Raw genomic sequence first — 22,907 nt, forward strand, 5'->3', positions numbered from 1 at the left:
CGCGGGACGCTACCGCCGCGAGCACGCGAGTGGTGGAATGCGCGCGCGTCGCGGGCCGCCATGTCCTGTCCCGCGAACGTGGAGACCTTCCCGATGCGGCTCGGATACCTCGGCGCGGCCACAGGGCCCCTGCTGGCGCTCACCCTCGCGGGCTGCGTGAGCACGCGGCACGAGCCACCGCCCGCCCCCGTCGCCCCGGCCGCGAAACCGGCGGCCCGCGCCCGACCTCCCTCCGATGCGGAGGCGCGCGCCCTCACGCCCCCGGGCCTTCGGTTGGACCGGAGCGTGCGGCCCCTGCGGCAGTCGGTGACGCTGGAGCTGGACCCGCGCCAGGACACGTTCCGCGGCACGGCGGACCTCGAGCTCTCCGTGGACGCGCCGCCGCGCGAGCTGTGGCTCCATGGCGAGGAGCTCTCGGTGGAGGCCGCCACCCTGGAGATGAATGGCCGGAAGGTGGTCGTGGCCGCGCTGCCCGTGGGCGACCACATCGCCTTCGTCCCCGAGGAGCCTCTGGGTAGGGGCACCGCCACGCTGCACGTGGAGTACACGGGCCGCGCGCGAGCGGGCGAGGACTCCGGCGTCTTCCGCGCGGAGGAGAACGGACGCTGGTACGCGATGACGCAGTTCGAGGCGCTCTACGCGCGGCGCGCCTTCCCCTGCTTCGACGAGCCCGGCTTCAAGATTCCCTGGGAGCTCACCCTGCGCGTGCGCGCGGAGGACGGCGCGTATTCCAACTCGCCGGTGGAACGCGAGGACGCGGGCGCGGACGGATGGAAGACGGTGCGCTTCAAGCCCACGCCGCCCCTGCCCAGCTACCTCGTGGCCTTCGCGGTGGGGCCCTTCGACGTGGTGGACGCGGGCAAGGCGGGCCGCAATGGCGTGCCGGTGCGCATGCTCGTCGCGCACGGCCGCGGCGCCGAGGCCACCTGGGCCGCTCGCGCCACGCCGCCGTTGCTGGAGCAGCTGGAGGCATGGTTCGACATGCCCTACCCCTTCGCGAAGGTGGACGTGCTCGCGGTGCCCGGCGGGCCGGGCGGCGCCATGGAGCACCCGGGCCTCATCACCTTCGGCGCGCAGCTGATGCTGGGGCCGTTGGAGGGGGACTCGGTGTGGCGCCAGCGCATGTTCGCGGAGACACAGGCGCACGAGCTGGCGCACCAGTGGTTCGGCAACCTCGTCACCATGGAGTGGTGGGACGACCTCTGGCTCAACGAGTCCTTCGCGGACTGGCTCGCCTTCAAGGTCATCACGCAGTGGCAGCCCGGCTGGCGCTGGGACGTGCGCCGCGTGGAGGCGCGCGGCCATGCCATGGAGTCGGACCAGCTCGTCAGCGCGCGCAGCATCCGTCAGCCCATCCAATCCTCTGGTGACATCAACGGCGCCTTCGACGGGATTACCTACGGCAAGGGCGCCGCGGTGCTGGCCATGTTCGAGTCCTGGCTGGGGCCGGACGCCTTCCAGCTCGGCGTGCGCCGCTACCTCCAGGCCCACGCGCGCCGCACCGCCACCACGCAGGACTTCTTCCAGTCCCTCTCCACCGTCGTGGACCGGGACGTGGCGTCCGCGTTCTCCACCTTCCTGGACCAGCCCGGCGTGCCGCTCGTGTCCGTGGAGCTTCAGTGCCCGAAGGACGGGCCACCCAAGCTCGCGCTGGCGCAGCGGCGCTACCTGCCGCTGGGCTCTCCCGGGGGCCAGGACGTGAAGCCGTGGCAGGTGCCCGTGTGCGTTCGCTACACGGCCGGCGGCACGGAGGGCCGCGCGTGCACGGTGCTCACCGAGCCCACGGGCACGCGGGTGCTGGATGAAGCGAAGACTTGCCCGGAGCAGGTGCACCCCAACGCGGACGGGCGCGGCTACTACCACGCGCTGCTCGCCGGGGACGGGCTGGAGCGGCTGACGCGCCGGGGCGGCAAGGGGCTGAGCGTCACCGAGCGCCGCGTGCTGATGGACGACGCGCAGGCGCTCGTGGCCAGCGGGGATTTGGACGTGGCCCAGGCGCTCACGCTGACCACGCGGCTGCTGCGCCCGGAGGACCCGGACCTGGTGGAGGGCGCGGCGGGCGTGGTGGGCAGCGTGCGCGACGAGTTCGTTCCCGACACGCTCCTGCCGCACCGCGCGCGCTTCGTGCGCGGCCTCTTCGGCCCGCTCGCGCGCCGGCTGGGCTTCGTGTCCCGCCCGGGCGAGAGCGAGGACGAGCGGATGCTGCGCCCGACGCTGGTGTGGATGGTGGCCACCGTGGGCCAGGACGCGGTGCTGCGCGCCGAGGCCCGCAAGCTCGCGCTGCACTGGCTGGAGAAGCGGAGCGTCCTCTCGACGGACGCGGCCTCCGCCGTGCTCGGCATCGCCGCGGCCGGAGGCGACGCCGCCCTGCACCGGCGCCTGCTCGAGGCCCTGCGCACCACGACGAGCGACCGCGAGCGCGAGCTCATCATCGGCGCGCTGGGCAGCTTCAAGGACCCGGCGCTGTCCCGCGCCAGCCTGGAGCTGCTGCTGGCCCCGGACATGGACGCGCGCGAGGCGCTGCCCATCCTCTTCACCCAGCTCTCCGAGCCGCCCACCCGCGTGGGCGCCTTCGGCTTCCTGCGCGAGCACTTCGAGCCGCTGCGCCAGCGGCTGCCGCGCGACGTCTCCATATGGCTGCTGGCCAGCGGCGGCTTCTTCTGCGACGCCGAGCACCGCCAGCAGGCGGCCGACTTCCTGGGCCCACACGCGGAGCGGATGGAGGGCGGCGAGCGCACCCTGGCGCAGGCCCTGGAGCGCGTGGACCTGTGCATTGCTCAACGCAAGGCCCTGCGTCCCGGCCTGGAGCGATTCCTCGCGCGTTACTGACGGCGGGTGCCGGGATGTGCGCCCGTGCACGCTCCGAAGGTCCAGGGGTGGGCGTTGCCAGGGTCCGCGGGTGAGCGTTGTGACGGCGCACCGTTGAACACGTACCCGAGGGCCCCCCAGTTCAGGTTGCCACCCGGACGAGCGTGCATAGCTTTGTCCTCCTCACGGAGGTGCGCGCAATGCTGGGAGCCAGAATGGATGGTGCACGCGCCGATGTGTCCCGCTGCATCGCCGCGAGCCTCCAGTGCCAGGCCTCCTGTGAGGAAGGCATGGCGCGGCTGGTGGCCCGTGGACAACCGGTGGGCGGGGAGATGGTGCGCCTGCTCCGGCAGTGTGCGGAGCTGTGCGAGCTGAACGTGCGCGCGCTGCGCAAGGAGAGCCGGCTGGCCCGCCGCACCGCCAGCCTGTGCTTCGAGCTGGGCAACCGCGTGGCCCGCACCGCGTGGCTGGACGCGGAGGACCCGGACTCGTACGCGCTCGCCCGGGATGCGCTGCAGTTGGCCCGCGCGTGCAGGCCCCTGCTGTTCGCCCACTGACACCGCGACTTCGCGGACGCTCTCTCAGAGCGACACGCCGTACAGGGCGCCGTACTTCTCGCGCAGGTACGCGAGGAAGTCCTCGTCGGTGAGCCCGCTGCCCGTCACGCCGCGCACCAGGTCCTCCGCCGGCAGACGGAAGCCCTGGCTGTGGACGTTGGCGCGCAGCCAGTCGCGCAGCGGCAGCATCTCGCCCCGGCGCAGGTGGCCGGAGAGGTCCGGCAGGGCCCGCTCCGCGGCGCGGTAGAGGGACGCGGCGTAGAGGTTGCCCAGCGCATACGTGGGGAAGTAGCCCAGCTCGCCCCAGGCCCAGTGGATGTCCTGGAGCACGCCGCGCGTGTCATCGGGTGGAGTCACGCCCAGGTACTTCTCCATGCGAGCGTTCCACGCGGCGGGCAGCTCGGACAGCGGCAACTCGTCACGGACGAGCAACAGCTCCAGCTCGTAGCGCACGGCGATGTGGAGGTTGTACGTCACCTCGTCGGACTCGATGCGGATGAGCGAGGGGCTCACCTCGTTGACGGCCGCGTGGAAGTCCTCCACGTCCACGCCATGCAGCGCGTCCGGGAAGGCTGCGCGCAGCGCGGGGAAGTAGTGCTCCCAGAAGGGCCGGCCGCGGCCGACGATGTTCTCCCAGAGCCGCGACTGTGATTCGTGAATGCCCATGGAGGGCGCGGCGGCCAGCGGCGTGCGGTAGTGCTCGGGCGCGAAGCCCTGCTCGTAAAGGCCGTGGCCCGCCTCGTGGATGGTGCTGAAGATGGCGGACAGCGGGCTGGACTCGTCGATGTGCGTGGTGAGGCGCACGTCCAGCGGGTGCGTGCCGCCGGTGAAGGGGTGGATGCTGAGGTCCTGCCGGCCCGCCTCCAAATCGAACCCCATGTCCTTCAGCAGGCGCAGGGTGAAGGCCCACTGCGCGTCCCTGTCGTAGCGGCGCCCGTCGAAGAGGGGCGGCACGGGACGGCGCGCGGAGGCGAGCTTCCCCACCATGGGGATGAGGTGCTCGCGCAGCGCCGTCAGCACCGGGGTGAGCCGCTCCACGCGCATGCCGGGCTCGTGGCCCTCCAGCAGCGCGTCGTAGCGCTCGCCGCCGTGGCCGTAGGCGTCCGCCTGCTCGCGGCGCAGCTCCAACAGTCGCCGCAGCGCGGGCTGGAAGACGGCGAAGCGCTTCTCCTTCCGCGCCTCGCGCCACGCATGGAGGGCGCGGCTCTGGGCCTCGGCCAGCGCCTTCACCAGCGCGGAGGGCACGCGCACCTCGCGCTCGCGCTCGCGGCTGAGCACGCGCACCATGGCGCGCTCGTCCTCCGTCAGGCTGTCCTGGGAAGCCGCCTTCGCGAGGGCTTCACCGAGCCGGGGGTCCACCAGGCGCTCGTGGTGGAGGCCCTGGACGGTGGAGAGCTGGTGGGCGCGCGCGGGGCCCGCCTTGGCGGGCAGGTACGTCTCCTGGTCCCAGGTGGCCAGGCCGATGAGGCCCTGGAGGTCGCGGAGCTCCTGCATTCGGGAGAGCAGCCAGGTATCCATGCCGGGGCTTCATAGCGCGCTTCTCGGCGGGCTTTCGCGACAGACGCACTCGGGGGTATGAGGGCTGCGCGATGGCCAACGTCCTTCAGTTCTTCATGTCCCCCGATGATGAAGTCGCCTTCTTCCGCTTCCTGGAGCGCTTCAACCTCGAGGTGTATCCGCGCCGTGTCCCCGAGGACTGGGAGACGTTCCGCGCCACCATGGAGAACATCCCCCGCCTGCCGCCCGAGGAGCTCTACATGGTGGCTGTCGACATCGGCGCCGCCATCGTGGACAAGGTGAAGCGCGGGCCGGACAAGGGCCACTGGCGCATCGACGAGGTGCGCTCGCCCGTCATCTTCATGGAGCGCTCGCGCACCAACGAGGAGGGCGAGCTGCTCAACGGCCAGTTCTGGGCGGAGCTGGACATCACCGCGCAGACGGGCCGGAAGAACGCGGCGCCCGACAAGTTCCGGCGCCTGTTCATGGAGATTGAGGAGTTCGTGAAGAAGACCTACCGCAAGGGCGACCCGAAGGACTTCTTCGTCGGCCCCAAGGCCGCGCGCCTCTGCAAGGAAGGACTCGTGCTGCGCGACTCCGCGTTCCGCGGCGGCACGGTGGTGCCCTACAAGTAGGCGGCGGGTGCCACTCCGGGCTCCGCCACGGGCAACGAGAAGAAGAAGGTGCTGCCGTGCCCTTCCCGGGACTCCACCCGGAGGGCGCCGCCGTGCGCCTCGACGATGCTCTTGACGATGCTCAGCCCCAGCCCCGTGCCCAGCTTGCCCGAGCCGCGCCCCTTCCAGAAGCGCTCGAACAGGTGCGGCACGTCCTGGGAGGGGATGCCGGGCCCGGAGTCCTCCACCGCGATGCACACCTGCCCCGCCTCCCGCCGGGCCCTCAAGGCGACGGTGCCACTCCAGGGGGTGAACTTGATGGCGTTGCCCACGAGGTTGGCGAGCACCTGGAGGACGCGCGCCCTGTCGGCGCGCACGTGAGACGCTCCGGGCCCCACCTCCACCGTCAGCGACTGGTTCTTGTCCTGGACGAGCGGCCGGAGCACCTCGAGCGCCTGCTGGAAGAGCCCGTCCACCGACAAGGACTGGAGCGCCAACGGCATCGGCATGCCCTGCAGGCGCGCCCGGTCGAGGAGCCCGCCGATGAGCCCCTCCATCTGGTCCACCGCCTTGAAGGTGCTCGCCAGGCGCCGGTGCTCCGTTTCATCGGGGCGCGCGGCCCGCTTGAGCAGCTCGGTGTTCATCCGCACCACCATCAGCGGCGTCTTGATGTCGTGGGAGACGACCGCGAGCAGGTCCTCGCGCCAGCGCACGGCTTCCTGGGCCTGCTGGTAGAGCAGCGTGACGTCCACCAGCGCCGAGAGCCGATGGGCCAGCACCTCGAAGAGGACGGAGTCGGCGGGGCCATACCGTCCCGCCCGGGCGGCCACGAGGCTCAGCACCCCGAGCGTGCGCCCACGCACCCGGATGGGCAGGCGGAGGTTGGACGGGAACCCGCTCCACTCGGCGCGCTCCACGCCCAGGTGCTCCGGCGGCAGGCTCTCGGGCGACACCGGGGAGGCCATCCAGGGATGGGACGCCAGCGCCCGGCTGACGAAGGACTCCTGCCCCAGGGAGGTACCGGGAGGCTCGGCGGCCATCAGGGCGATGCGCTCCCCCCGGCCGCCGGGCTCCTGCCGCAGGAGGTCGATGGCGCAGCAATCCGCCCACTCGGGCACCAGCAGGCGCGCGAGCCCCGGAAGCGAGGAGCGGTAGTCCACCGACGAGGACAGCGCGGCGCCCACCTCCGCCAGGAAGGCCTGGCGCCGGTGGGCCTCCCGCGCCTCCCGGAGGGCATGACGCTCCCGCTCCAGGAGCTCCCGCTGGACGCGCTCCAGGGCCTGGGCGCGCTCACGCAGGCGCACCTCGCGCATCAGCGCGTACTGCCGCTCCAGCGTGGCCGCGAGCTGGTTCGCCACCGCGTCGAGGAAGGCGAGCCCCTCCTCTTCCAGGGTTCCGTCCGCTTCCACCTGGAGCGCTCCGAAGACGCGCCCCTTCGAGACCAGCGGGAGGGTGACCAGGCCCGGCTCCAGACGCGTGGGCGGCTCCGGGAGCGGCCAGCCCTCCACTCCGTCCAGCCCCACCCCCGCCTCCGCCGGGGACTCCATGGCCTTCGACCCCACCAGGTACGCATACGTGGCGGCCGCCTGCTCGTCCTCCGCGCCCAGCTGCTCGTCCGTCATCTCCACGGTTCGCCAGACCGTCACGCGCGGGCGCTCCAGCCAGGCTTCACCGGCCGCGTCCACCCCTTCGAGCAGGCGGGCGGTGCGCAGGGGAAGCGTCTGGGTCGCGAGCGCCATCAGCTCCGGGAAGGTGTGCTCCATCTTCGTGGAGCCGGTGAGCAGCTTGCTGATTTCGTAGAGGTAGCCGAGGTGGCGGCGGGCATGCTCCAGCTCGCGGAAGACGGCGGGCGCGCGCGTGGGCGGGGTGGGAGCGCCCGAGCCCGGCCCGGAATCCGACAGGCTCCCTTCCTTCACGCGAGGACCTCCTGACCAGGCCCTCGGGGGAGCGCTACTTCCGGCGTCCCCGCTTGGAGGCCGGACGGCGCCGCGGCTTCGGACCTTCTCCCGAAGATGGGGTCAGGTTCCCGCTCCCGCCATCCAACCGCAGCCCCCCCTTGCCCAGGGTGAAGCGATGGCTCCCACTATCGTGGCCACTGCCGCGCGTCTTCACCACGGTCAGCATCGGGACGAGCAGGCCCTCTTCCCGGGCATAGCGGAACATGAAGATGTTGTCGGCGAGCGGGGACAGTCCGCGCTCGCTGATGGCGTCCGTGACGAAGAGCGAGCGCGCCTCGAGGGTGAAGAGGCTCGTCACGCCCAGGGTGCGCAGGCGGAGGACCAGGGCATGGAGCAACTGCCGCAGCTCCTCCGACACGAGCTCCTGCGCCTCGATGTCACTGGCGCTGTCGAGCACCACCCGGGAAGGCCCCAGCTCGCGGATGCGGCTCTCCACGATGGGGAGGGCGCGCGCCGCATGCAGGTGCTCGCGTGGCAGGTAGAGGACTTCCACCTGCCCGGCCTCCATCGCCTCGCGCAGCGGCAGCTCCAGCGCCTCGGCGGCCTGGAGGAGCTGGGTGGGCTCTTCGTCCAGGGCGAGGTACAGCGCGCGCTCCCCGCGGCGCGCCGCCTCCAGCGCGAAGTGCAGCCCCAGCGTGCTCTTGCCCGTGCCCGGGCTGCCCGAGACCAGGGACACGCTCCCCTCGAGCAGCCCTCCGTCGAGCAGCGCATCCAGCCCTGGCACCCCGAAGGAGACCCTCGCCCTGCGGGGCGCGGGCGGCACCCGAGGCTCCAGGGGCGGAGCCTTTTCGGTGCGCGGGTAGACGCAGAAGCCCCCGGCGCCAATCGTCACCGAATGCCGTCCCCGGGCATGCGCGGTGTTCCGCAGCTTGAGCACCTCCAGGTAGCGGTGGCGGTCGAGGCCCTCCATCTCCCAGCTGAGGTGGAGGATGCCGTCCATCACCGTCTCCTCCACGCCGAAGCGGGTGAGCTGGGACGTGCCCGCGGGGATGTCATTGGCGAAGAAGCCCACGGCCTGGTGGTTCTGCATGATGTTCGCCAGCCAGAACACCTTGTCCCGCACGATGCGCTTGTCCTCGATTCTGTGGAGGAACACGGACATCGAGTCGACCACCACGCGCCGGGCCCCGAAGGCCGCGACGCGGCGCTGCATCTCCAGGATGTCCCGGTCCACCATGATGTCCGGCTGGGGGATGAAGACCAGCTGCACGGTGCCCCGCTCCAGCTCCCGGTCCAGCTCCCAGCCGAGCCCGCGGGCGGTGGCGCGCAGGCGCTCCCCGGTCTCCTCGAAGGAGAAGTAGAGGCCCCTCTCGCCGTGCTCCCGGGCGCCCCGGTAGAGGAACTCCAGCCCGAGGATGGTCTTCCCCGAGCCCGCCACGCCCGAGGTGATGATGCTGGAGCCCAGGGGGATTCCCTCGCCGAGCAGGTCGTCGAGCCGGGAGATGCCCGTCCTCATGCGGGGAGTGGCCCCTTGCCCCCGCGGCATGCCCGCTTCGCGCCGCAGGGTGATGCTCGGCGCGTAGACCTCCACGCCGGCATCGGTGATGACGAACGGATGGTCCTCACGGCTGTGCGAGGTGCCCCGCATCTTGACGACCCTGAGCAGCCGCTGCTGCTCCCCGGATATCTCCTGCTGCTTGGCGACGATGATGCCATCGATGGCGGAGTAGGCCGGATGCTCGAACAGCTCGGGGCTGTACTCTCCGAGCAGGAAGGTGGTGCACTCCCAGGCCATCAGCCGGACGGCGAGCTCGTAGGTGAACTTGCGCAGCTCCTCGTTCGAATGGGACAGGTCGTCGAAGACCTTGAAGCTGTCGATGACCACCATGGAGGGCTGGAACTGCTTGAGGTGGTCCATCAGCAGGTTGCTCGTCAGCTCCAGCCCCTGGTTCCGGAGCATCGTCCCGAGGTCGATGAAGCGGATGGCGTCGTCCAGCTTCGCCGGGTCGAAGAAGGCGAAGGGCCGCAGGTAGAGCAGCGTCTTCGCGGTCGGCTCGGAGAGGGTGTTGAAGTAGAGGACCCGGCCGCCCTGGGCGATATGGTGGAAGCAGATCTGCTGGGCGAGGATGGTCTTCCCCGAGCCCGGAGGCCCGGCGAGCACCGTCATCACCCCCTTGGGCAGGCCGCCGTGGAGGATGGCGTCCAGGTTGGGGATGCCGGTCTCCAGCCGGGCAATCACCTGCCGCTCCGTGCGAGCGCTCATGAGCTTCCACCCCTCTCGTCCGCGGGCTGGGGCTGGACCTTGCGCAGCTCCGCATGGAGGCCCGGCGTGAGGATTTCTCCGGTGAGCACGCCGAGCACCCGCAGCAACTCGACGACCAGGAACACCAGTGACTCCTCGAGGAGCGCCACGGCAACCCGTGGCGCGGCTTCGCGCAGCGCCCCGAAGTCCGTGCCGCTCGCCTCCAGCTTGAGCGGCGCCAGGTGGGGATACACCCTGACGCCCTCGTGGAGCACGCGGTCCACGATGGCCATCAGGGTGACTTCGCCCAGGCTCAGGTGGGCCCGGCGCCAGAGCGTGGCCAGGGCGCGGTCGAAGACATCCACCAGCTCCTGCTGTGACAGGTGCCCCGCCCAGCCGTCGCGCCAGGCACCCACGACTTCGCTGTGGTGGCTACGCTCGGGCATCGCGGGTGGCGGGTTCCGGACTGCGTGCGGACTGCTCCTGGGCGCATAATGGGGCCTACCCGGAAAGTCCACCCTCGGCGGGAGCTGCTGTCGTCTGGCTCATGAACCGGTGGCCGCTTCCGCCGCCTTGCGGAGCATGGGCGCCTCGGAGAGGAACTTCAGCTCCGGGTGCTTGTCCTCGGCGTGCTGGAGCGCCCAGTCGTCGCGGAACAGCACGAGCGGCAGGCCGTCGCGGTCCTGCACCGTCTGGCGGTTGCCCTCCCAGTCGAACGACTTGGGGTCGAAGTTGGGGCCCACCACCCAGCGCGCGTGACTGAAGGGCAGCCGGTCCAGGGCAATCTTCGCCCCGTACTCGTGCTCCAGCCGGTACTGCAGCACCTCGAACTGGAGGGCGCCCACCACTCCGACGATGGGGTCCTTCATGCCCATCTGGAGCTGCTGGAAGATCTGCACCGTGCCCTCTTCCGAGAGCTGCTCCAGGCCCTTCTCCATCTGCTTGCGGCGCAGCGGGTCCTTGGAGCGGACGACGGCGAAGAACTCCGGGCTGAAGCGGGGCACGCCCTCGAACTCCACGTCGGTGCCGCCCTCGGCCAGCGTGTCGCCGATGCGGTACTGGCCCGGGTCGAACAGGCCGATGACGTCCCCCGGCCAGGCGTCCTCAATCGCCGTGCGCTCGGCGGCCATGAACTGGCTCGGCTTGGCCAGGCGCACTTCCTTGCCCAGGCGCGAGTGGAAGGCGCTCATGCCCTTCGTGTAGCGGCCGCTCACCACGCGCATGAAGGCGATGCGGTCTCGGTGCGCCGGGTCCATGTTCGCCTGAATCTTGAAGACGAAGCCCGCGAACTTGGGGTTGGTGGGCTCACGAGGCCCGGTCTTCGTGGGACGGGACGTCGGCGCGGGCGCCAGGTCCAGGAACTCGTCCAGGAAGGGGCGCACGCCGAAGTTCGTCATCGCGCTGCCGAAGAACATGGGCGACAGCTGTCCCGAGTCGTGCTTCTCGCGGGTGAACTCGTCACCGCCGATGTCCAGCAGCTCGATGTCGCTGTGGAGCTTCGCCAGCTCGGCCTCGGTGAGGACGGTCTTGATTTCATCCGAGTCGATGGAGACCGAGCGCTCCGCCACTTCCGACTCGCCGTGCGAGCCCTCGGCGGAGAAGATGTGGACGACGCGGGCCTTCCGGTCATAGACGCCGCGGAAGTCCGGCCCCATGCCGATGGGCCAGTTCATCGGGTAGGAGCGGATGCCGAGCACCTGCTCCAGCTCGTCCATGAGGTCCAGGGGCTCGCGGCCGTACCGGTCCAGCTTGTTGACGAAGGTGAAGATGGGGATGCCGCGCATGCGGCAGACCTTGAAGAGCTTCTTGGTCTGCGGCTCGACGCCCTTGGCGGCGTCGATGAGCATCACCGCCGAGTCGGCCGCCGCGAGGGTGCGGTAGGTGTCCTCGGAGAAGTCCTGGTGGCCCGGGGTGTCCAGCAGGTTCACCGCGTGGTCGCGGTAGACGAACTGGAGGACGGACGACGTCACGGAGATGCCGCGCTCCTTCTCCAGCTCCATCCAGTCGGAGGTGGCGTGGCGCCGCGCGCGCTTGGCCTTCACGCTGCCGGCCAGGTGGATGGCGCCGCCGTAGAGGAGCAGCTTCTCCGTGAGCGTGGTCTTGCCCGCGTCGGGGTGGGAGATGATCGCGAAGGTGCGCCTACGGGCGACCTCCCTGTCGAGCTCGTTCGTCATGACCGGAGGCCAACTATCACGCGCGGTCTTTCCTTGCAGCCCGCATCGAGCGCCGGGCGGTCAGGCCGGAGACCGGGCGGCGTGGCGGGCCTTTCCGACGGAGGTGGAGCGCCACCTCTCGCCTGCTCGCCCGCCCTGCCGCGGGTGAGGGGGACTGGGACTGGCCGTTGGCATTCCGCCGCCCCACCTTCGAGGTAGCCATGGGCGTGGAATGGAAGGACAACATCGACGTGGCGGACCTGCTGGAGCGGGTGGCGGACCTGCTGGAAGAGCAGGACGCCATGCCCTTCCGGGTGAACGCGTACCGCAAGGCCGCGACGACGATTGCGCGGTGGCCCAAGCCGGTGGCGGAGGTGCTCGCCTCGGAGGGTGAAGCCGGGCTGCGCGAGCTGCCCGGAGTGGGCCGGAGCATCGCCGCGGCGGTGTCGGAGTTCGTCCGGACGGGGGCACTGGGCCTGTTGGACCGGCTGGAGTCCGAGGCATCGCCCGAGCAACTGCTCGCGAGCGTGCCCGGCATCGGCCCGGAGCTGGCGCACCGGATTCACGCGGAGCTGGGCGTGCGGACGCTGGAGGAGTTGGAGCAGGCGGCGCACGACGGGAGCCTGGAGGAGGTGGACGGCTTCGGGCCCCGGCGCGGGCAGCAGGTGCGCGACTTGCTCGCCGCGCGGCTGGGACGACAGCGGCGCGGGGCGGCGCGGCTGCGGGCGGCTCCGGCGCGAGGGGCTCAGCCGGAAATCGGGCTGCTGCTGGACATCGACGAGGAGTACCGGCGGCGCGCGGCGGCGGGAGAGCTACGCACGATTGCGCCGCGCCGGTTCAATCCGTCGGGCGAGGCGTGGCTGCCGGTGCTGCGGCGCAAGGTGGACGGGTGGAACATCCGCGCGCTGTTCTCCAACACGGCGCTCGCGCACCAGCAGGGCACCACGAAGGACTGGGTGGTGCTCTACTTCGACAAGGACGACGAGGAGGGCCAGTGCACCGTCGTCACCGCGCACGGCGGTCCGCTCCACGGCAGGCGCGTGGTGCGCGGCCGCGAGGTGGAGTGCCTCGCGTACTACGGCGTGGAGGCGGAGGAGACGCAGCCGGGGGCGTGAAGCCGGCAGGGCCCGGACACACCCGGGCCCCGCCCGTGTCACTGCTCAGTCGTACGTCGCGATGTACTGGAAGATGGCGGCGTAGAACTCGGGCTCGTCGAACGTGTCCGGCCCCACGCCCACCACGTCCAGGTGGTCCTGCGAGATGACGCTGGAGGTGGACGTCATCGTCGCGCTCGGCGGCGCGTTGAGGTCCGTCACGGCGGCCAGCGACGTGTCGTTCGCCACCGAGTCGAAACCAAACGTCGACTCCGTGTAGCGCAGGCGGTAGCCCATCTGCTGCGAGTTGATGCCCACGAGGCCATCGTCGTCCGCCTCGTTCTTGACGCCGTCGCCGCAGCCGCCCGCGCCGTCGTTGTCGCCGTCATTCGCGCAGTACCCGTCCCCGTCGATGTCGAAGAGGAACTCGCTCAGCAGGTACAGCGCCGGGTTCACATTCACGCCGTTCTGCGCGGTGATGAGCGACACGTACCGGCCCGCGTAGCTGGTGCTCACCGGGTAGGTCGTGTTGAACGCCTTCATGCCGGTGGTGACGCCGTCCGTGGACGCGTAGTCGTTGAAGACGAGCTGCTTCGCGGCCGCGTACGCGTCATTGCCCGACGCGTACACGATGTCGCCGTAGTACTTCGCCAGCGCGGCGATGACGCTCGTCACGCCCGGCTTCAGGTCCAGGATGTACTTCGCCACCGGCGAGCCCCGGTGCGGCGAGGACACGCTCACCAGCACCGCCACCGTCGTGGCGCCGCGCCGCTCGCGCAGCACCCGCGCCGCCTTGCGCGCGTCGATGCCACCCTGCGAGTGGCCGATGAGGTTCACCTTCGACGCGCCCGCCGTCGCCATGAAGCCTTCGACGTCGTTGGCCAGGTCCAGGCCCCGCACCTCCGAGGATTGGAACGGCGCCACCTGCGCCACGAAGGACTTCTGCCCCGCGTCGATGTCCTCGTTGCAGTCCGTCTCGAGGAGCGCGTCACACGCATCTCCCACGAACATGCCGTAGTCGTTGCCCCAGTAGTCGTAGCCGAGGATGTCGTCGAACCCGGCCATGCCGTGGGCGAACACCACCGGGTACGTCGTCCTGGCCGCACCCGCGCGGGCCTCGGGGGAAAGCCCGAGCACTCCCGCGCACACCGCTGTCACGAGGACTGCCTGAAGCCTCTTCATCTCCGGCTCCTTCACACCTGCTGAGGGGGGTTTTGAAACACTTGCGCCTCCCGGATTGCCCGGGAGAGCAGGTCAAAACTCGCACGGTTGACATTTGAGTCAACGAGTCGGATTCCACCCTCAGTCCGTCCGTCCGCCCCTTCACAGAAGGGACGGACTTTTGACGCAGTGCGCTCAGAGTGCGGGTGTGTAGAGCTCGGTGGAGGCGAGGGCGCCGCTGGTGCCCAGGCCGCCGCAGACGAGCACGCGGCCGGAGCCGGGCAGCTTCGCCACGTTCGTGTTCGTCATCGGCGTGGACATGGTGCCGCCGCTCGTCCACAGGCCGGTGACGGGGTCATACACCTCCGAGGAGTCCAGCAGACCCACGCCGGTGCCGCCGTCACCGCCCAGCACCAGCACGCGGCCGGAGGGCTCCAGCAGCGTGGCCATGGGGCCGTAGCGCGCGGCGGACATGGACGCCACGGTGGACCACGTGCCGGTGGACGGCTCGTACACCTCGGCGGTGGCCGTGGTGCCGCGGCCGCTCCAGCCGCCCGCCACCAGCACCCGGCCGTCGCGCAGCCCCACCGCCACGTGCCCGTAGCGCGTGGCCGTCAGCGAACCGGTGGCCGTCCACGTGTCCGTGGCCGGGTCATACAGCTCCGCGGTGTTGGTGTCCCCGTCCGGCGTGGTGCCGCCCACCACCAGCACGCGGCCGGACTGGAGCAGCGTGGCGGTGTGGTAGAGGCGCTTCTTGCTCATGCTCGGGGCGGCGCGCCAGGTGTTCGTCACCGGGTCGAAGAGCTCGGCGGTGTTGAGCAGGGTGCTGAAGCTGGAGCCGGAGCGTCCGCCCGCCACCAGCACCCCGCCGGAGTTCAGCAGCGTCGCGGTGTGGCGCGAGCGCGTCGTGGCCAGCGCGCCCGGGGTGGTCGACCAGACGGACGTGGCCGGGTCATACACCTCCGAGGAGGACAGGAAGACGGACGAGGTGCTCTGCCCGCCCGCCACCAGCACCTTGCCGGAGGCGAGCTTCGTGGCGCTGTGCAGGAAGCGCGGCGTGACGAGCGTGCCCGCCGCCACCCACGTCCCGTCGTGCTCGTCGTAGCGCTCGGCGCCCATGAGGGCGCTGTTGCTGGTGGTCGTCCCGCCCGCCGCCAGCACCGCGCCGGAGTCCAGCGTGGTGACGGAGTGGAAGTAGCGCGTCGCCGTCATGGAGCCCGTCAGCCGCCACGGCGGCGCCGGCGCGACGTAGCGCTCCACCGTGGCGGTGGCCGGCCCGCCGTCCGGACGGCCACCCGCGACGAGCACGTCGCCGGTGTTGAGCAGCGTGGCCGTGTGGCCGAGCCGGCTCGTCGTCATGGAGTACGTGGTGTACCAGCGGTTGCTGGTGGGCTCGTACAGCGCCACCGTCTGGAGGTACGGCTCGCCGCCATCGGTGCCGCCGGTGACGAGCACCTCGCCCGAGTGCAGCAGCGTCGCGGTGTGCTGCGCGCGCTCCATGGGCAGCGTGCTGGTGGTGGGCGTCCACGTGCCGCTCGCCGGGTCATACAGCTCGGCGGTGCGCGTGGCGGTGAGCTCGTCCACCAGGCCTCCCGCCACCAGCACCTTGCCGGACAACAGCAGCGTCGCGGTGTGGCCCGAGCGCACGCCACTCATGGCCGCCACCACCGTCCACGTGAGCGTGGCCGGGTCATAGACTTCCGCCGTGCGCAGGAAGGTGCCGCCCGGGCCCCTTCGCCCGCCCGTCACCAGCACCTTGCCGGACGCCAGCAGCGTCGCGGTGTGCCCCACCCGCGGCGTGGACAGGCTGGCCGTCTCCGCCCACGTGCCCGTCGCCACGTCGTAGAGCCGCGCGGTGGCGAGCCCGCCGCTGGCGCCCTCGCCGCCCGCCACCAGCACCTTGGGGCCGGAGGAGGTGGAGACCAGCGTCGCGGTGTGGCCCGAGCGCAGCGAGTCCAGGCTGCCCGTCGCCGTCCACTGGCCGGTGGACGGCTCATACAGCTCGGCCGTGCCGGTGGAGGACGCGCCCGAGTCACCGCCCACCACGAGCACCTTCCCGGACGGCAGCAGCGTCGCGGTGTGGCGCCGCCTCACAGCCACCATGGAGCCCACGTTGGACCAGCGGGCTGCCTTCACGTCGTAGAGTTCCGTGCTCGCTGTCTGACCACCCGCCACCAGCACCGCGCCGGAGCGCAGCAGCGTCGCGGTGTGGTCCACACGCTGCGTGGACATGTTGGAAGCAGGCGTCCACGTCGAGCTATCGCTCAGCACCTCGATCGAGGCTTCCTGGTTATTCAGCGCTTCTGAAAAATCCTCGTGTGAACAGCCCGCCATGGCGAGCGTCATCACGAGCGCGGCCATTCGGCCGAACCCAGCAGGGCAATTCATGGGGAGGAGGTCCTTTTTTGCGACTTGAGGGGGAACGTGGGCGGGGGCCCACGCCTTGTCGCCTTTACTCCAGCCCGCGCGCCGGAGGCCATTGCGTCGGTCAGAAGTGAACACTACGCCCCGGGTGGGGCCACCCGTACCCAGCCCTGGAGGGCAGGCGGGCTAGCTGCTGGCGGACGTGTAGTGGCCGATGGAGCGCAGCCAGACGCGTCGCGAAATCCAGGCAAAAACCGCGGAGCCCACGACAGCGCCCCCGAGCGCGTGCGGCGGCAGGCGCCCCAGCATGGCCTCCGCGGGGAACGTCGTCATCAGCGCGAGGGGGATGACGTACGTGAAGAAAATCGTCAGCGCGCCCTTGGCCACGCCCTGGAACACGGAGGACGGCCAGCGCGCGAAGTCGAAGATGGACGTGAAGAGGTACGTGAGGTTGTCCACGCGCACGACGAAGAAGGCCGCGCTCACCGTCAGAATCCACAGCGAGTAGAGCAGGAGCGTGCTCGTGCCGAGCAGCAGCACCGACGACAGCACGCCCGTCACCGACGGCACCCGGTCCAGCTTCGCGAAGGCGTAGACGAACAGCCCCAGCCCGGTGAGCACGTTGAAGGCGCGCCACGGGAGGAAGCGCTGCGTAGACACGAGGAACTGCGCATCCGCGGGCTTGAGCAACACGAAGTCCAGCGTGCCCTTGCGGATGTGGTCCACCACGCCCGTGAGGCTGGGGTTGATGGCCCCTTCGAGGATGCCCTGCAGGAGCGTGAACCAGCCCACCACCAGCAGCGACTCGCCGAAGCTCCACCCCTCCACCACGGGCCGCTCGCCGAAGACGACGAACAGCGGCGCCAGCGCGGTGAAGGTCCAGAAGAGGGACGTAATCCCTTCCGTGAAGAAGTCCGCGCGGTACTGGAGCGCCAGCAGGCCGGACGCCTTGAGCTGGATGCCGAACAGCCGCCAATAACGCCGCACCGTGCCCACGCCCTACCCTCCGAACGCCGCGAAGCGGCGCACGCCCTGCTTCCACACCACCACGGCGACGCCGGACAGCACCGCCACCCACGCCCACTGCGCGCCCAGCAGCGCCAGCGCCTCCCGCCACTCGTGCGCGCCCGTCATCAACTCCACTGGCAGGCCAATCTGGTAGCGGAAGGGCAGCCAGTCGATGACCGTGCGCAGCCCCGCGGGCAGCAGCTCCACCGGGTACATGTACCCGGAGCAGACGAAGTACAGGACGAGCCACACCTCCATCACCTTCTGGCTGCTGCCGAGGAAGAAGCTCAGCGCGCCGATGGTGACGTTGGCCAGGAAGGAGATGGCCCACCCGCCCAGCACCGCGAGCACGAAGAAGGCCCACTGCCACGCGTGCTGCGGCACCGCCCGGCTCCCCACCAGCACCACCGCGAGCACCGTCACCGGCACGGCCACCAAAAGGCGCATGGGGAAGCCGGCGATGTTCTCCGCCGCGTAGGCCCATAGCGGAGAGATGGGGCGCAACAGGCGCATGGACAGCGTGCCCTGCCGCACCTCCCAGTTGATGAGCCACGCGGCCCAGGAGCTGGTGAGCTGGCGCACCGCGAAGGTGGCGAGGAAGTAGCCCACGAAGTCCGCCTGCCCGAAGCGGCCCACCGGCGCGCTCCGCGCCACCGCCATCCACAGCACCATGTTGACCAGCGGCATGGTGGTGGACAGCACCCAGATGAGCATCTCCGCTCGGTAGGCCACCGCCTCGGCGAAGCCCACCTTGAGCAGCGTGGGCATGGCGCGCAGGGTGTTGCGGAAGCTCATGCCGGCACCGACTCGCCCGCCGGGGCTTCATGGGAGGCCGCCTCGCGGCGCGCCTTGTTCTCCGCGAACAGCTCGCTCATCACCTCTTCGAGCGGCGCGTTCTCCACCGTGAGGTCCGTCACCGGCAGCCCCGCCAGCGCGCGGCTGATGGTGGCGTTGACGGCCTCCTGCCGCACCTGGAGCACCGCGGTGCCGGCCTCGTGCGTCACCACCCGGCCGCCCAGCGGAGCCAGGCGCGCGGCGTCCACCTGCTCGGACAGGCGCAGCACCACGCGCTTCTCCGGGCGCACGCGCTGCACCAGCGCGTCCAGGCTGCCGTCGTAGGACAACAGGCCCTTGTCGATGACGATGACGCGGGGGCACAGCGCCGCCACGTCGTCCATGTAGTGGCTGGTGAGGATGAGCGTGGCGCCGTACTTCTCGTTGTAGTCCTTGATGAACGTCCGCATGGTGGCCTGCATGGACACGTCCAGGCCGATGGTGGGCTCGTCGAGGAAGAGCACGCGCGGGCGGTGGATGAGCGCCGCGGCCAGCTCGCACTTCATCCGCTCGCCCAGGGAGAGCTGCCGGGTGGGCTTGCCGATGAGGTCGCCGATGTCGAGCAACCCAATCAGCTCGTCCATCGTCTGCTTGTACTGGGCCTGGGGCACGTCGTAGATGGCGCGGTTGAGCTCGAAGGTCTCCGAGGGAGGAAGGTCCCAGAGGAGCTGCTGCTTCTGCCCCATGACGAGCATGATTTTCTTGAGGAAGGCCTCTTCACGCAGCCGCGGCACGTGGCCGTCCACCGTCACCTCGCCGTCCGAGGGGTGGAGCAGCCCGGAGAGCACCTTGAGCGTCGTCGTCTTGCCGGCGCCGTTGGGGCCGAGGAAGCCCACGCGCTCGCCCGGGCGGATGTCGAAGGAGATACCGTCCACGGCCTTCACCGTGGTGTAGCTGCGGTGGACGAGCGAGCGGAGGGCCGCCTTCAGGCCCGGCGGGCGCTTGTGGACTTTGTAGTGCTTGCGCAGGCCGCGAACGGAAATCATGAGGAACCAGGGTTTAACGCGGTCGCCCCCGGGTGGCGACCTTCCCGTTGAAGCCTTGGCGGGATGACAACGGATTGACGTGGACCGCGCCCGTCCCCGGAGACGGCGCGCCACGAAGTGAAGGTGCGGTCGGGATGAGCAACGCGTACAGCAAGGACCTGGAGCGGTGGATGCCGAGGCTCATCGCCGTGTGGCGTGCCTCGCGCGGGCGGAGTGACGGGCCGGAGACGCGCCTCACCCCGCAGGAGGTGAAGGAGGTCGGCGCGGGCGTCCGCCAGCTCTCCCTCGGCCTGACGCGCGAGCGGCAGCTCGCCGGTGCGCGGTACATGGATGACCCGCGCCTGCTCGGCGCCTACCTGCTCTTCTACTGGCCGGTGTCCTACGCGCAGGCGCGGCAGGTGCTGGGGGAGTTGCCCAACCGGCCCCGGCAGGTGCTGGATTTGGGCAGCGGCCCGGGCCCGGTGGCCTTCGCCGCCATGGACGCGGGCGCCAGCGAGGTGACGGCCGCGGACCGCAGCAAGGCCGCGCTCAACCTGGCGCGAGCGCTCGCCACCGAGGCCGGCGAGGCGCTGGCCACGCGCGAGTGGGACCCGACGAAGAAGGGCGCCCCGCTGCCGGAGGGCAACTTCGACCTGATTACGATGGGCCACGTCGTCAACGAGCTGTACGGCACCGGTGACGCGGCCACGGCCCCGCGCGCGGCGCTCTTGGAGGCGGCGCTGGCGAAGGTGAAGCGCGGCGGCAGCCTGCTCGTCATGGAGCCGGCGCTGCGCGAGACGAGCCGCGCGCTGCTCCACGTGCGCGACGCCATGGTGGAGCGCGGCTACGCCATCCGCGCGCCGTGCATGTACCGGGGCGCGTGCCCGGCGCTGGTGAAGGAGACGGACTGGTGCCACGCGGAGCGGCCCTGGCCCATGCCTCGCGTGGTGGAGGAGCTGGCGCGCGCGGCGAGCCTGCACAAGGAGGCGCTGAAGATGAGCTACCTCGTGCTGGCGCCGAAGGGAGAGGCCTGGCCGGAGCTGCCGCCGGGACGGCTGTTCCGCATCGTCTCCGAGCCGCTGGAGGGCAAGGGGCGCAAGCGCTACATCGGCTGCGGCGCGGAGGGGCGCGTGGGCCTGGCGATGCAGGAGAAGCACCGCAACGAGCGCAACGAGCGCTTCATGCAGCTCAACCGCGGGGACGTCATCTCGGTGACGGAGACGGAGCCCAAGGGCGACGGGCTCGCGCTCGACGACCGGACCGAGGTGCGGATGGTGGCGCCGGCCGGCAAGGGCATTCCGCCTCCGCCGCCGAAGGAGGACGCGCCGTCGAACCCGGGAACCAGCCCGAGCCCGGGCGCGCCCTCCTGAGGTTGTCCGGCCACTGGCTACGCGTGGCCAACTCCCCGCGCTGCGTCGGCTACGGCCGGGCGTGCGCGTAGCCGCCGGTGAGCACGTCCTTCATGTGGCGGAACGCGCGCACGCTGTCCTTCATCGCGCTCCACGCGCCCTGGGCGAGGACGGTGGCCTGCACACGAACGAGCCGCAGCCGGGGCTCGCGGGCGGGGGTGGCGCGCGCCTTCGGGGGATTCATCAGGGAGGCGATGTTCATGGGACGCTCCGGGGGTTTGGAGTCCACGGAAGTGTCCACGTTGCCCGCAAAGTCAGCGTTGCGGCCGGGCAACTTCGACGTCACATCGCGTGTGCCCGAACCAGCACGGCCGGAGAGCAGCCGGCGCAGCGTCCACTGACGGACGTCTCCCTGCCCTCGGGACGGGCGACAACGTGGGGGAAGCAAGGAGAGGGGGCGGAAGCGCTCTGGTACGGTGACAGCCTTCCTTCTCTTCCACGAAGCGAGCCCCGTGTCCGCCTCTGCCAAGCCGTTGCGTACGCTGTACCCGCCCATCGAGCCCTACCACACCGGTCGCCTGCGCGTGTCCCCTCTCCACGAGGTGTACTACGAGGAATGCGGCAACCCGAAGGGCAAGCCGGTGGTCTTCGTCCACGGTGGCCCGGGCGGCGGGACGGACCCTCGGCAGCGGCGCTTCTTCGACCCGGAGGCATACCGCATCGTCCTCTTCGACCAGCGCGGCTGCGGGAAGAGCACCCCGCACGCGAGCCTGGAGGAGAACACCACCTGGGACCTCGTGGCCGACATGGAGAAGCTGCGCGAGCACCTGGGCATCGACCGGTGGCAGCTCTTCGGCGGCTCGTGGGGCAGCACCCTGTCGCTGGCCTACGCGGAGACGCACCCGGAGCGCGTCACGGAGCTGGTGCTGCGCGGCATCTTCCTCCTGCGCAAGCGCGAGATTGACTGGTTCTACCAGCGCGGCGCGGACGCCATGTTCCCGGACGCGTGGGAGCACTACCTCGCGCCCATTCCGCCCGAGGAGCGCGGGGATTTGCTGGCCGCGTACGCCCGCCGGCTGATGGGAAGCGACGCGCAGGCACGGCAGGAGGCCGCGCGCGCGTGGAGCGTGTGGGAGGGCCGCACGAGCTGCCTGTACCCCAACGCGGAATTGGTGGCGCGCAACGCGGGGGACTCCTTCGCCCTCGCCTTCGCGCGCATCGAGTGCCACTACTTCATCAACAAGGGCTTCCTGCGCAGCGACACGCAGCTGCTCGACGACGTGCACCGCATCCGCCACATCCCGGCCGTCATCGTCCAGGGGCGCTACGACGTGGTGTGCCCGCCGGAGAGCGCGTGGGCGCTGCACAAGGCCTGGCCGGAGGCGGAGCTCGTCATCGTCCCGGATGCAGGCCACTCGGCGAACGAGCCCGGCAACACGTCCGCGCTGGTGGAGGCGACGGACCGCTTCAGGCCGAAGTAACCGCGGGCACGGGCTCCGGCTCGCGGGGCCGCAGCCGGAGGATGAGCCACAGGCAGAGGAGCGCGAGCACCGTCACCGCGCCCTCGGCCGCCACCGCGCCCGCCCACTGGCCCACCACCACGGCCACGCCGTTGAAGAGCGCATGGGCACCCACCGCGAGCCAGTACCACCGCACCTGCCCCCGGACGAAGCGCTGGAGCACGAGCACGGACATGGCGACGTGGAACACCATGGCCCCCATGCGCTCCCAGGCGCCCAGCAGCGGCTCCCACCAGCGCAGCCCCGCGAAGGATTCCTTTGCCTTCCGCACCCCCTCCATCGCTTCCGGAGGGAGCTTCAGCGTGGACGGGTCCACCTGGGACAGCGCCACCATGTTGATGAGCGCGAGCGCGGCCATGCCGCCAACGAGCACCGCGGACTCCAGCCCGCCGTGCCCCAAGCCGAAGCCCACCGCGTCCTTCCAGCGCCGGAAGTCCTTCAGCGGCCCGCGGAAGGCCAGCAGGCGCGCCGTCTCCTCGAAGAGGCCCGCGGTGAGGCACAGGAGCGCGAGCCACACGGCCATGAACGTCGGAGACGTCTTCAGCGGCTCGCGCAGCACGTACTGGAGGACCTGTACCAGCGGCACGCGGGTGAAGAGCTGGGACAGTGCGAAGGCCGCCGCGCCCCAGCCCACCACCTTCCACGCCACGCCGAGCCGGCGACGCGCCCAGAGCACCGCCGCCACCGGCATCAGCACGTCGAAGGCGATGGCCACCAGGAACCCCACAGCCGCGCCGACATTCACGCCAGAAGCCGAAGCCATGTGAGCACCCTCCCTCGCGTCTCCGGTCTACTCCACCCGCCGCTCCGTCACCACGAAAGCCGGATTCAGCGGCGAGGAGC

General features: G+C 70.8%; 18 protein-coding genes. 6 read left to right on the plus strand and 12 right to left on the minus strand.

Features of this window, described 5'->3' with window-relative positions; translation table 11 throughout:
- The first annotated feature begins 60 nt into the window (after positions 1–60).
- The gene (locus tag ACVTJA_RS42030) at positions 61–2,829 is read left to right on the plus strand and encodes a M1 family metallopeptidase (protein WP_465829115.1); all 2,769 of its coding nucleotides are present in this window, start codon (positions 61–63) and stop codon (positions 2,827–2,829) included.
- Between the two features lie 194 nt (positions 2,830–3,023).
- On the plus strand, positions 3,024–3,365 hold the full coding sequence (locus tag ACVTJA_RS42035) for a four-helix bundle copper-binding protein (protein ID WP_465829117.1): 342 nt from the start codon (positions 3,024–3,026) through the stop codon (positions 3,363–3,365).
- 24 nt (positions 3,366–3,389) lie between these two features.
- On the opposite strand, the gene ACVTJA_RS42040 is transcribed toward ACVTJA_RS42035, so the two are convergent.
- Positions 3,390–4,883, minus strand: coding sequence for a carboxypeptidase M32 (locus ACVTJA_RS42040; protein ID WP_465829119.1), 1,494 nt, complete (start codon positions 4,881–4,883; stop codon positions 3,390–3,392).
- 71 nt (positions 4,884–4,954) lie between these two features.
- Here ACVTJA_RS42040 and ACVTJA_RS42045 point away from each other — a divergent pair, with 71 nt between their 5' ends.
- Positions 4,955–5,497: a hypothetical protein gene (locus tag ACVTJA_RS42045; protein WP_465829121.1), complete on the plus strand. Its 543-nt coding sequence runs from the start codon at positions 4,955–4,957 to the stop codon at positions 5,495–5,497.
- Here the strand turns inward: ACVTJA_RS42045 and ACVTJA_RS42050 are convergent.
- The 4 genes from ACVTJA_RS42050 to ACVTJA_RS42065 form a co-directional block, all read right to left on the minus strand.
- On the minus strand, positions 5,488–7,392 hold the full coding sequence (locus ACVTJA_RS42050; protein WP_465829123.1) for an ATP-binding protein: 1,905 nt from the start codon (positions 7,390–7,392) through the stop codon (positions 5,488–5,490). The two genes, ACVTJA_RS42045 and ACVTJA_RS42050, sit on opposite strands and share 10 nt — an antisense overlap.
- 34 nt (positions 7,393–7,426) lie before the next feature.
- Positions 7,427–9,637, minus strand: a complete 2,211-nt coding sequence (locus ACVTJA_RS42055) for a DUF7125 family protein (protein WP_465829124.1) — start codon at positions 9,635–9,637, stop codon at positions 7,427–7,429.
- Positions 9,634–10,062 (minus strand): hypothetical protein, encoded by a 429-nt coding sequence (locus ACVTJA_RS42060; RefSeq protein ID WP_465829126.1) that lies wholly within the window; start codon positions 10,060–10,062, stop codon positions 9,634–9,636. The genes ACVTJA_RS42055 and ACVTJA_RS42060 overlap by 4 nt, the downstream gene beginning before the upstream one ends.
- A 99-nt stretch (positions 10,063–10,161) precedes the next feature.
- The gene (locus ACVTJA_RS42065) at positions 10,162–11,790 is read right to left on the minus strand and encodes a peptide chain release factor 3 (protein ID WP_465829128.1); all 1,629 of its coding nucleotides are present in this window, start codon (positions 11,788–11,790) and stop codon (positions 10,162–10,164) included.
- A 200-nt stretch (positions 11,791–11,990) separates the two neighbouring features.
- On the opposite strand from ACVTJA_RS42065, the gene ACVTJA_RS42070 reads away from it, so the two are divergent.
- Positions 11,991–12,884 (plus strand): helix-hairpin-helix domain-containing protein, encoded by an 894-nt coding sequence (locus ACVTJA_RS42070; RefSeq protein WP_465829130.1) that lies wholly within the window; start codon positions 11,991–11,993, stop codon positions 12,882–12,884.
- Positions 12,885–12,929: 45 nt separating this feature from the next.
- Here ACVTJA_RS42070 and ACVTJA_RS42075 read toward each other — a convergent pair whose 3' ends face one another.
- The 5 genes from ACVTJA_RS42075 to ACVTJA_RS42095 all read right to left on the minus strand — a co-directional run bounded on the left by ACVTJA_RS42075 (position 12,930) and on the right by ACVTJA_RS42095 (position 19,216).
- Positions 12,930–14,045, minus strand: coding sequence for an esterase/lipase family protein (locus ACVTJA_RS42075; protein WP_465829132.1), 1,116 nt, complete (start codon positions 14,043–14,045; stop codon positions 12,930–12,932).
- Between the two features lie 174 nt (positions 14,046–14,219).
- Entirely contained in the window at positions 14,220–16,256 is a 2,037-nt protein-coding gene (locus tag ACVTJA_RS42080) for a Kelch repeat-containing protein (RefSeq protein WP_465829134.1), read from the minus strand.
- Positions 16,257–16,574: 318 nt separating this feature from the next.
- Positions 16,575–17,375 carry an ABC transporter permease gene (locus ACVTJA_RS42085; protein WP_465840647.1) on the minus strand — a complete coding sequence of 267 codons (801 nt, stop codon included), beginning with the start codon at positions 17,373–17,375 and terminating at the stop codon, positions 16,575–16,577.
- Positions 17,376–17,387: 12 nt separating this feature from the next.
- On the minus strand, positions 17,388–18,191 hold the full coding sequence (locus ACVTJA_RS42090; RefSeq protein WP_465829136.1) for an ABC transporter permease: 804 nt from the start codon (positions 18,189–18,191) through the stop codon (positions 17,388–17,390).
- On the minus strand, positions 18,188–19,216 hold the full coding sequence (locus tag ACVTJA_RS42095; protein WP_465829138.1) for an ABC transporter ATP-binding protein: 1,029 nt from the start codon (positions 19,214–19,216) through the stop codon (positions 18,188–18,190). The genes ACVTJA_RS42090 and ACVTJA_RS42095 overlap by 4 nt, the downstream gene beginning before the upstream one ends.
- A 134-nt stretch (positions 19,217–19,350) precedes the next feature.
- Here ACVTJA_RS42095 and ACVTJA_RS42100 point away from each other — a divergent pair, with 134 nt between their 5' ends.
- Complete coding sequence (locus ACVTJA_RS42100) at positions 19,351–20,565, plus strand: small ribosomal subunit Rsm22 family protein (protein WP_465829140.1); 1,215 nt, start codon at positions 19,351–19,353, stop codon at positions 20,563–20,565.
- 49 nt (positions 20,566–20,614) lie between these two features.
- Here ACVTJA_RS42100 and ACVTJA_RS42105 read toward each other — a convergent pair whose 3' ends face one another.
- Entirely contained in the window at positions 20,615–20,806 is a 192-nt protein-coding gene (locus ACVTJA_RS42105; protein ID WP_465829142.1) for a hypothetical protein, read from the minus strand.
- A gap of 250 nt (positions 20,807–21,056) precedes the next feature.
- Between ACVTJA_RS42105 and pip the strand changes: the two genes are divergently transcribed.
- On the plus strand, positions 21,057–22,025 hold the full coding sequence (pip, locus tag ACVTJA_RS42110) for a prolyl aminopeptidase (RefSeq protein WP_465829144.1): 969 nt from the start codon (positions 21,057–21,059) through the stop codon (positions 22,023–22,025).
- Here pip and ACVTJA_RS42115 read toward each other — a convergent pair.
- A complete protein-coding gene (locus ACVTJA_RS42115; RefSeq protein WP_465829146.1) occupies positions 22,012–22,827 on the minus strand; it encodes a YhfC family intramembrane metalloprotease in 816 nt (271 codons plus the stop codon). The two genes, pip and ACVTJA_RS42115, sit on opposite strands and share 14 nt — an antisense overlap.
- Positions 22,828–22,907: the final 80 nt, after the last annotated feature.

The sequence above is a fragment of the Pyxidicoccus sp. M6 genome (assembly GCF_055568925.1).

What these genes read in the sequence shown, in the direction of transcription:
- ACVTJA_RS42115 (WP_465829146.1), bottom strand. Translation starts at nt 22,827, where the DNA reads ATGGCTTCGGCTTCTGGCGTGAATGTCGGCGCGGCTGTGGGGTTCCTG.
- ACVTJA_RS42080 (WP_465829134.1), bottom strand. Translation starts at nt 16,256, where the DNA reads ATGTCCACGCAGCGTGTGGACCACACCGCGACGCTGCTGCGCTCCGGC.
- ACVTJA_RS42075 (WP_465829132.1), bottom strand. Translation starts at nt 14,045, where the DNA reads ATGAAGAGGCTTCAGGCAGTCCTCGTGACAGCGGTGTGCGCGGGAGTG.
- ACVTJA_RS42100 (WP_465829140.1), top strand. Translation starts at nt 19,351, where the DNA reads ATGAGCAACGCGTACAGCAAGGACCTGGAGCGGTGGATGCCGAGGCTC.
- ACVTJA_RS42030 (WP_465829115.1), top strand. Translation starts at nt 61, where the DNA reads ATGTCCTGTCCCGCGAACGTGGAGACCTTCCCGATGCGGCTCGGATAC.
- ACVTJA_RS42105 (WP_465829142.1), bottom strand. Translation starts at nt 20,806, where the DNA reads ATGAACATCGCCTCCCTGATGAATCCCCCGAAGGCGCGCGCCACCCCC.
- ACVTJA_RS42065 (WP_465829128.1), bottom strand. Translation starts at nt 11,790, where the DNA reads ATGACGAACGAGCTCGACAGGGAGGTCGCCCGTAGGCGCACCTTCGCG.
- ACVTJA_RS42090 (WP_465829136.1), bottom strand. Translation starts at nt 18,191, where the DNA reads ATGAGCTTCCGCAACACCCTGCGCGCCATGCCCACGCTGCTCAAGGTG.
- ACVTJA_RS42060 (WP_465829126.1), bottom strand. Translation starts at nt 10,062, where the DNA reads ATGCCCGAGCGTAGCCACCACAGCGAAGTCGTGGGTGCCTGGCGCGAC.
- ACVTJA_RS42055 (WP_465829124.1), bottom strand. Translation starts at nt 9,637, where the DNA reads ATGAGCGCTCGCACGGAGCGGCAGGTGATTGCCCGGCTGGAGACCGGC.
- ACVTJA_RS42095 (WP_465829138.1), bottom strand. Translation starts at nt 19,216, where the DNA reads ATGATTTCCGTTCGCGGCCTGCGCAAGCACTACAAAGTCCACAAGCGC.
- ACVTJA_RS42045 (WP_465829121.1), top strand. Translation starts at nt 4,955, where the DNA reads ATGGCCAACGTCCTTCAGTTCTTCATGTCCCCCGATGATGAAGTCGCC.
- ACVTJA_RS42035 (WP_465829117.1), top strand. Translation starts at nt 3,024, where the DNA reads ATGGATGGTGCACGCGCCGATGTGTCCCGCTGCATCGCCGCGAGCCTC.
- ACVTJA_RS42040 (WP_465829119.1), bottom strand. Translation starts at nt 4,883, where the DNA reads ATGGATACCTGGCTGCTCTCCCGAATGCAGGAGCTCCGCGACCTCCAG.
- ACVTJA_RS42070 (WP_465829130.1), top strand. Translation starts at nt 11,991, where the DNA reads ATGGGCGTGGAATGGAAGGACAACATCGACGTGGCGGACCTGCTGGAG.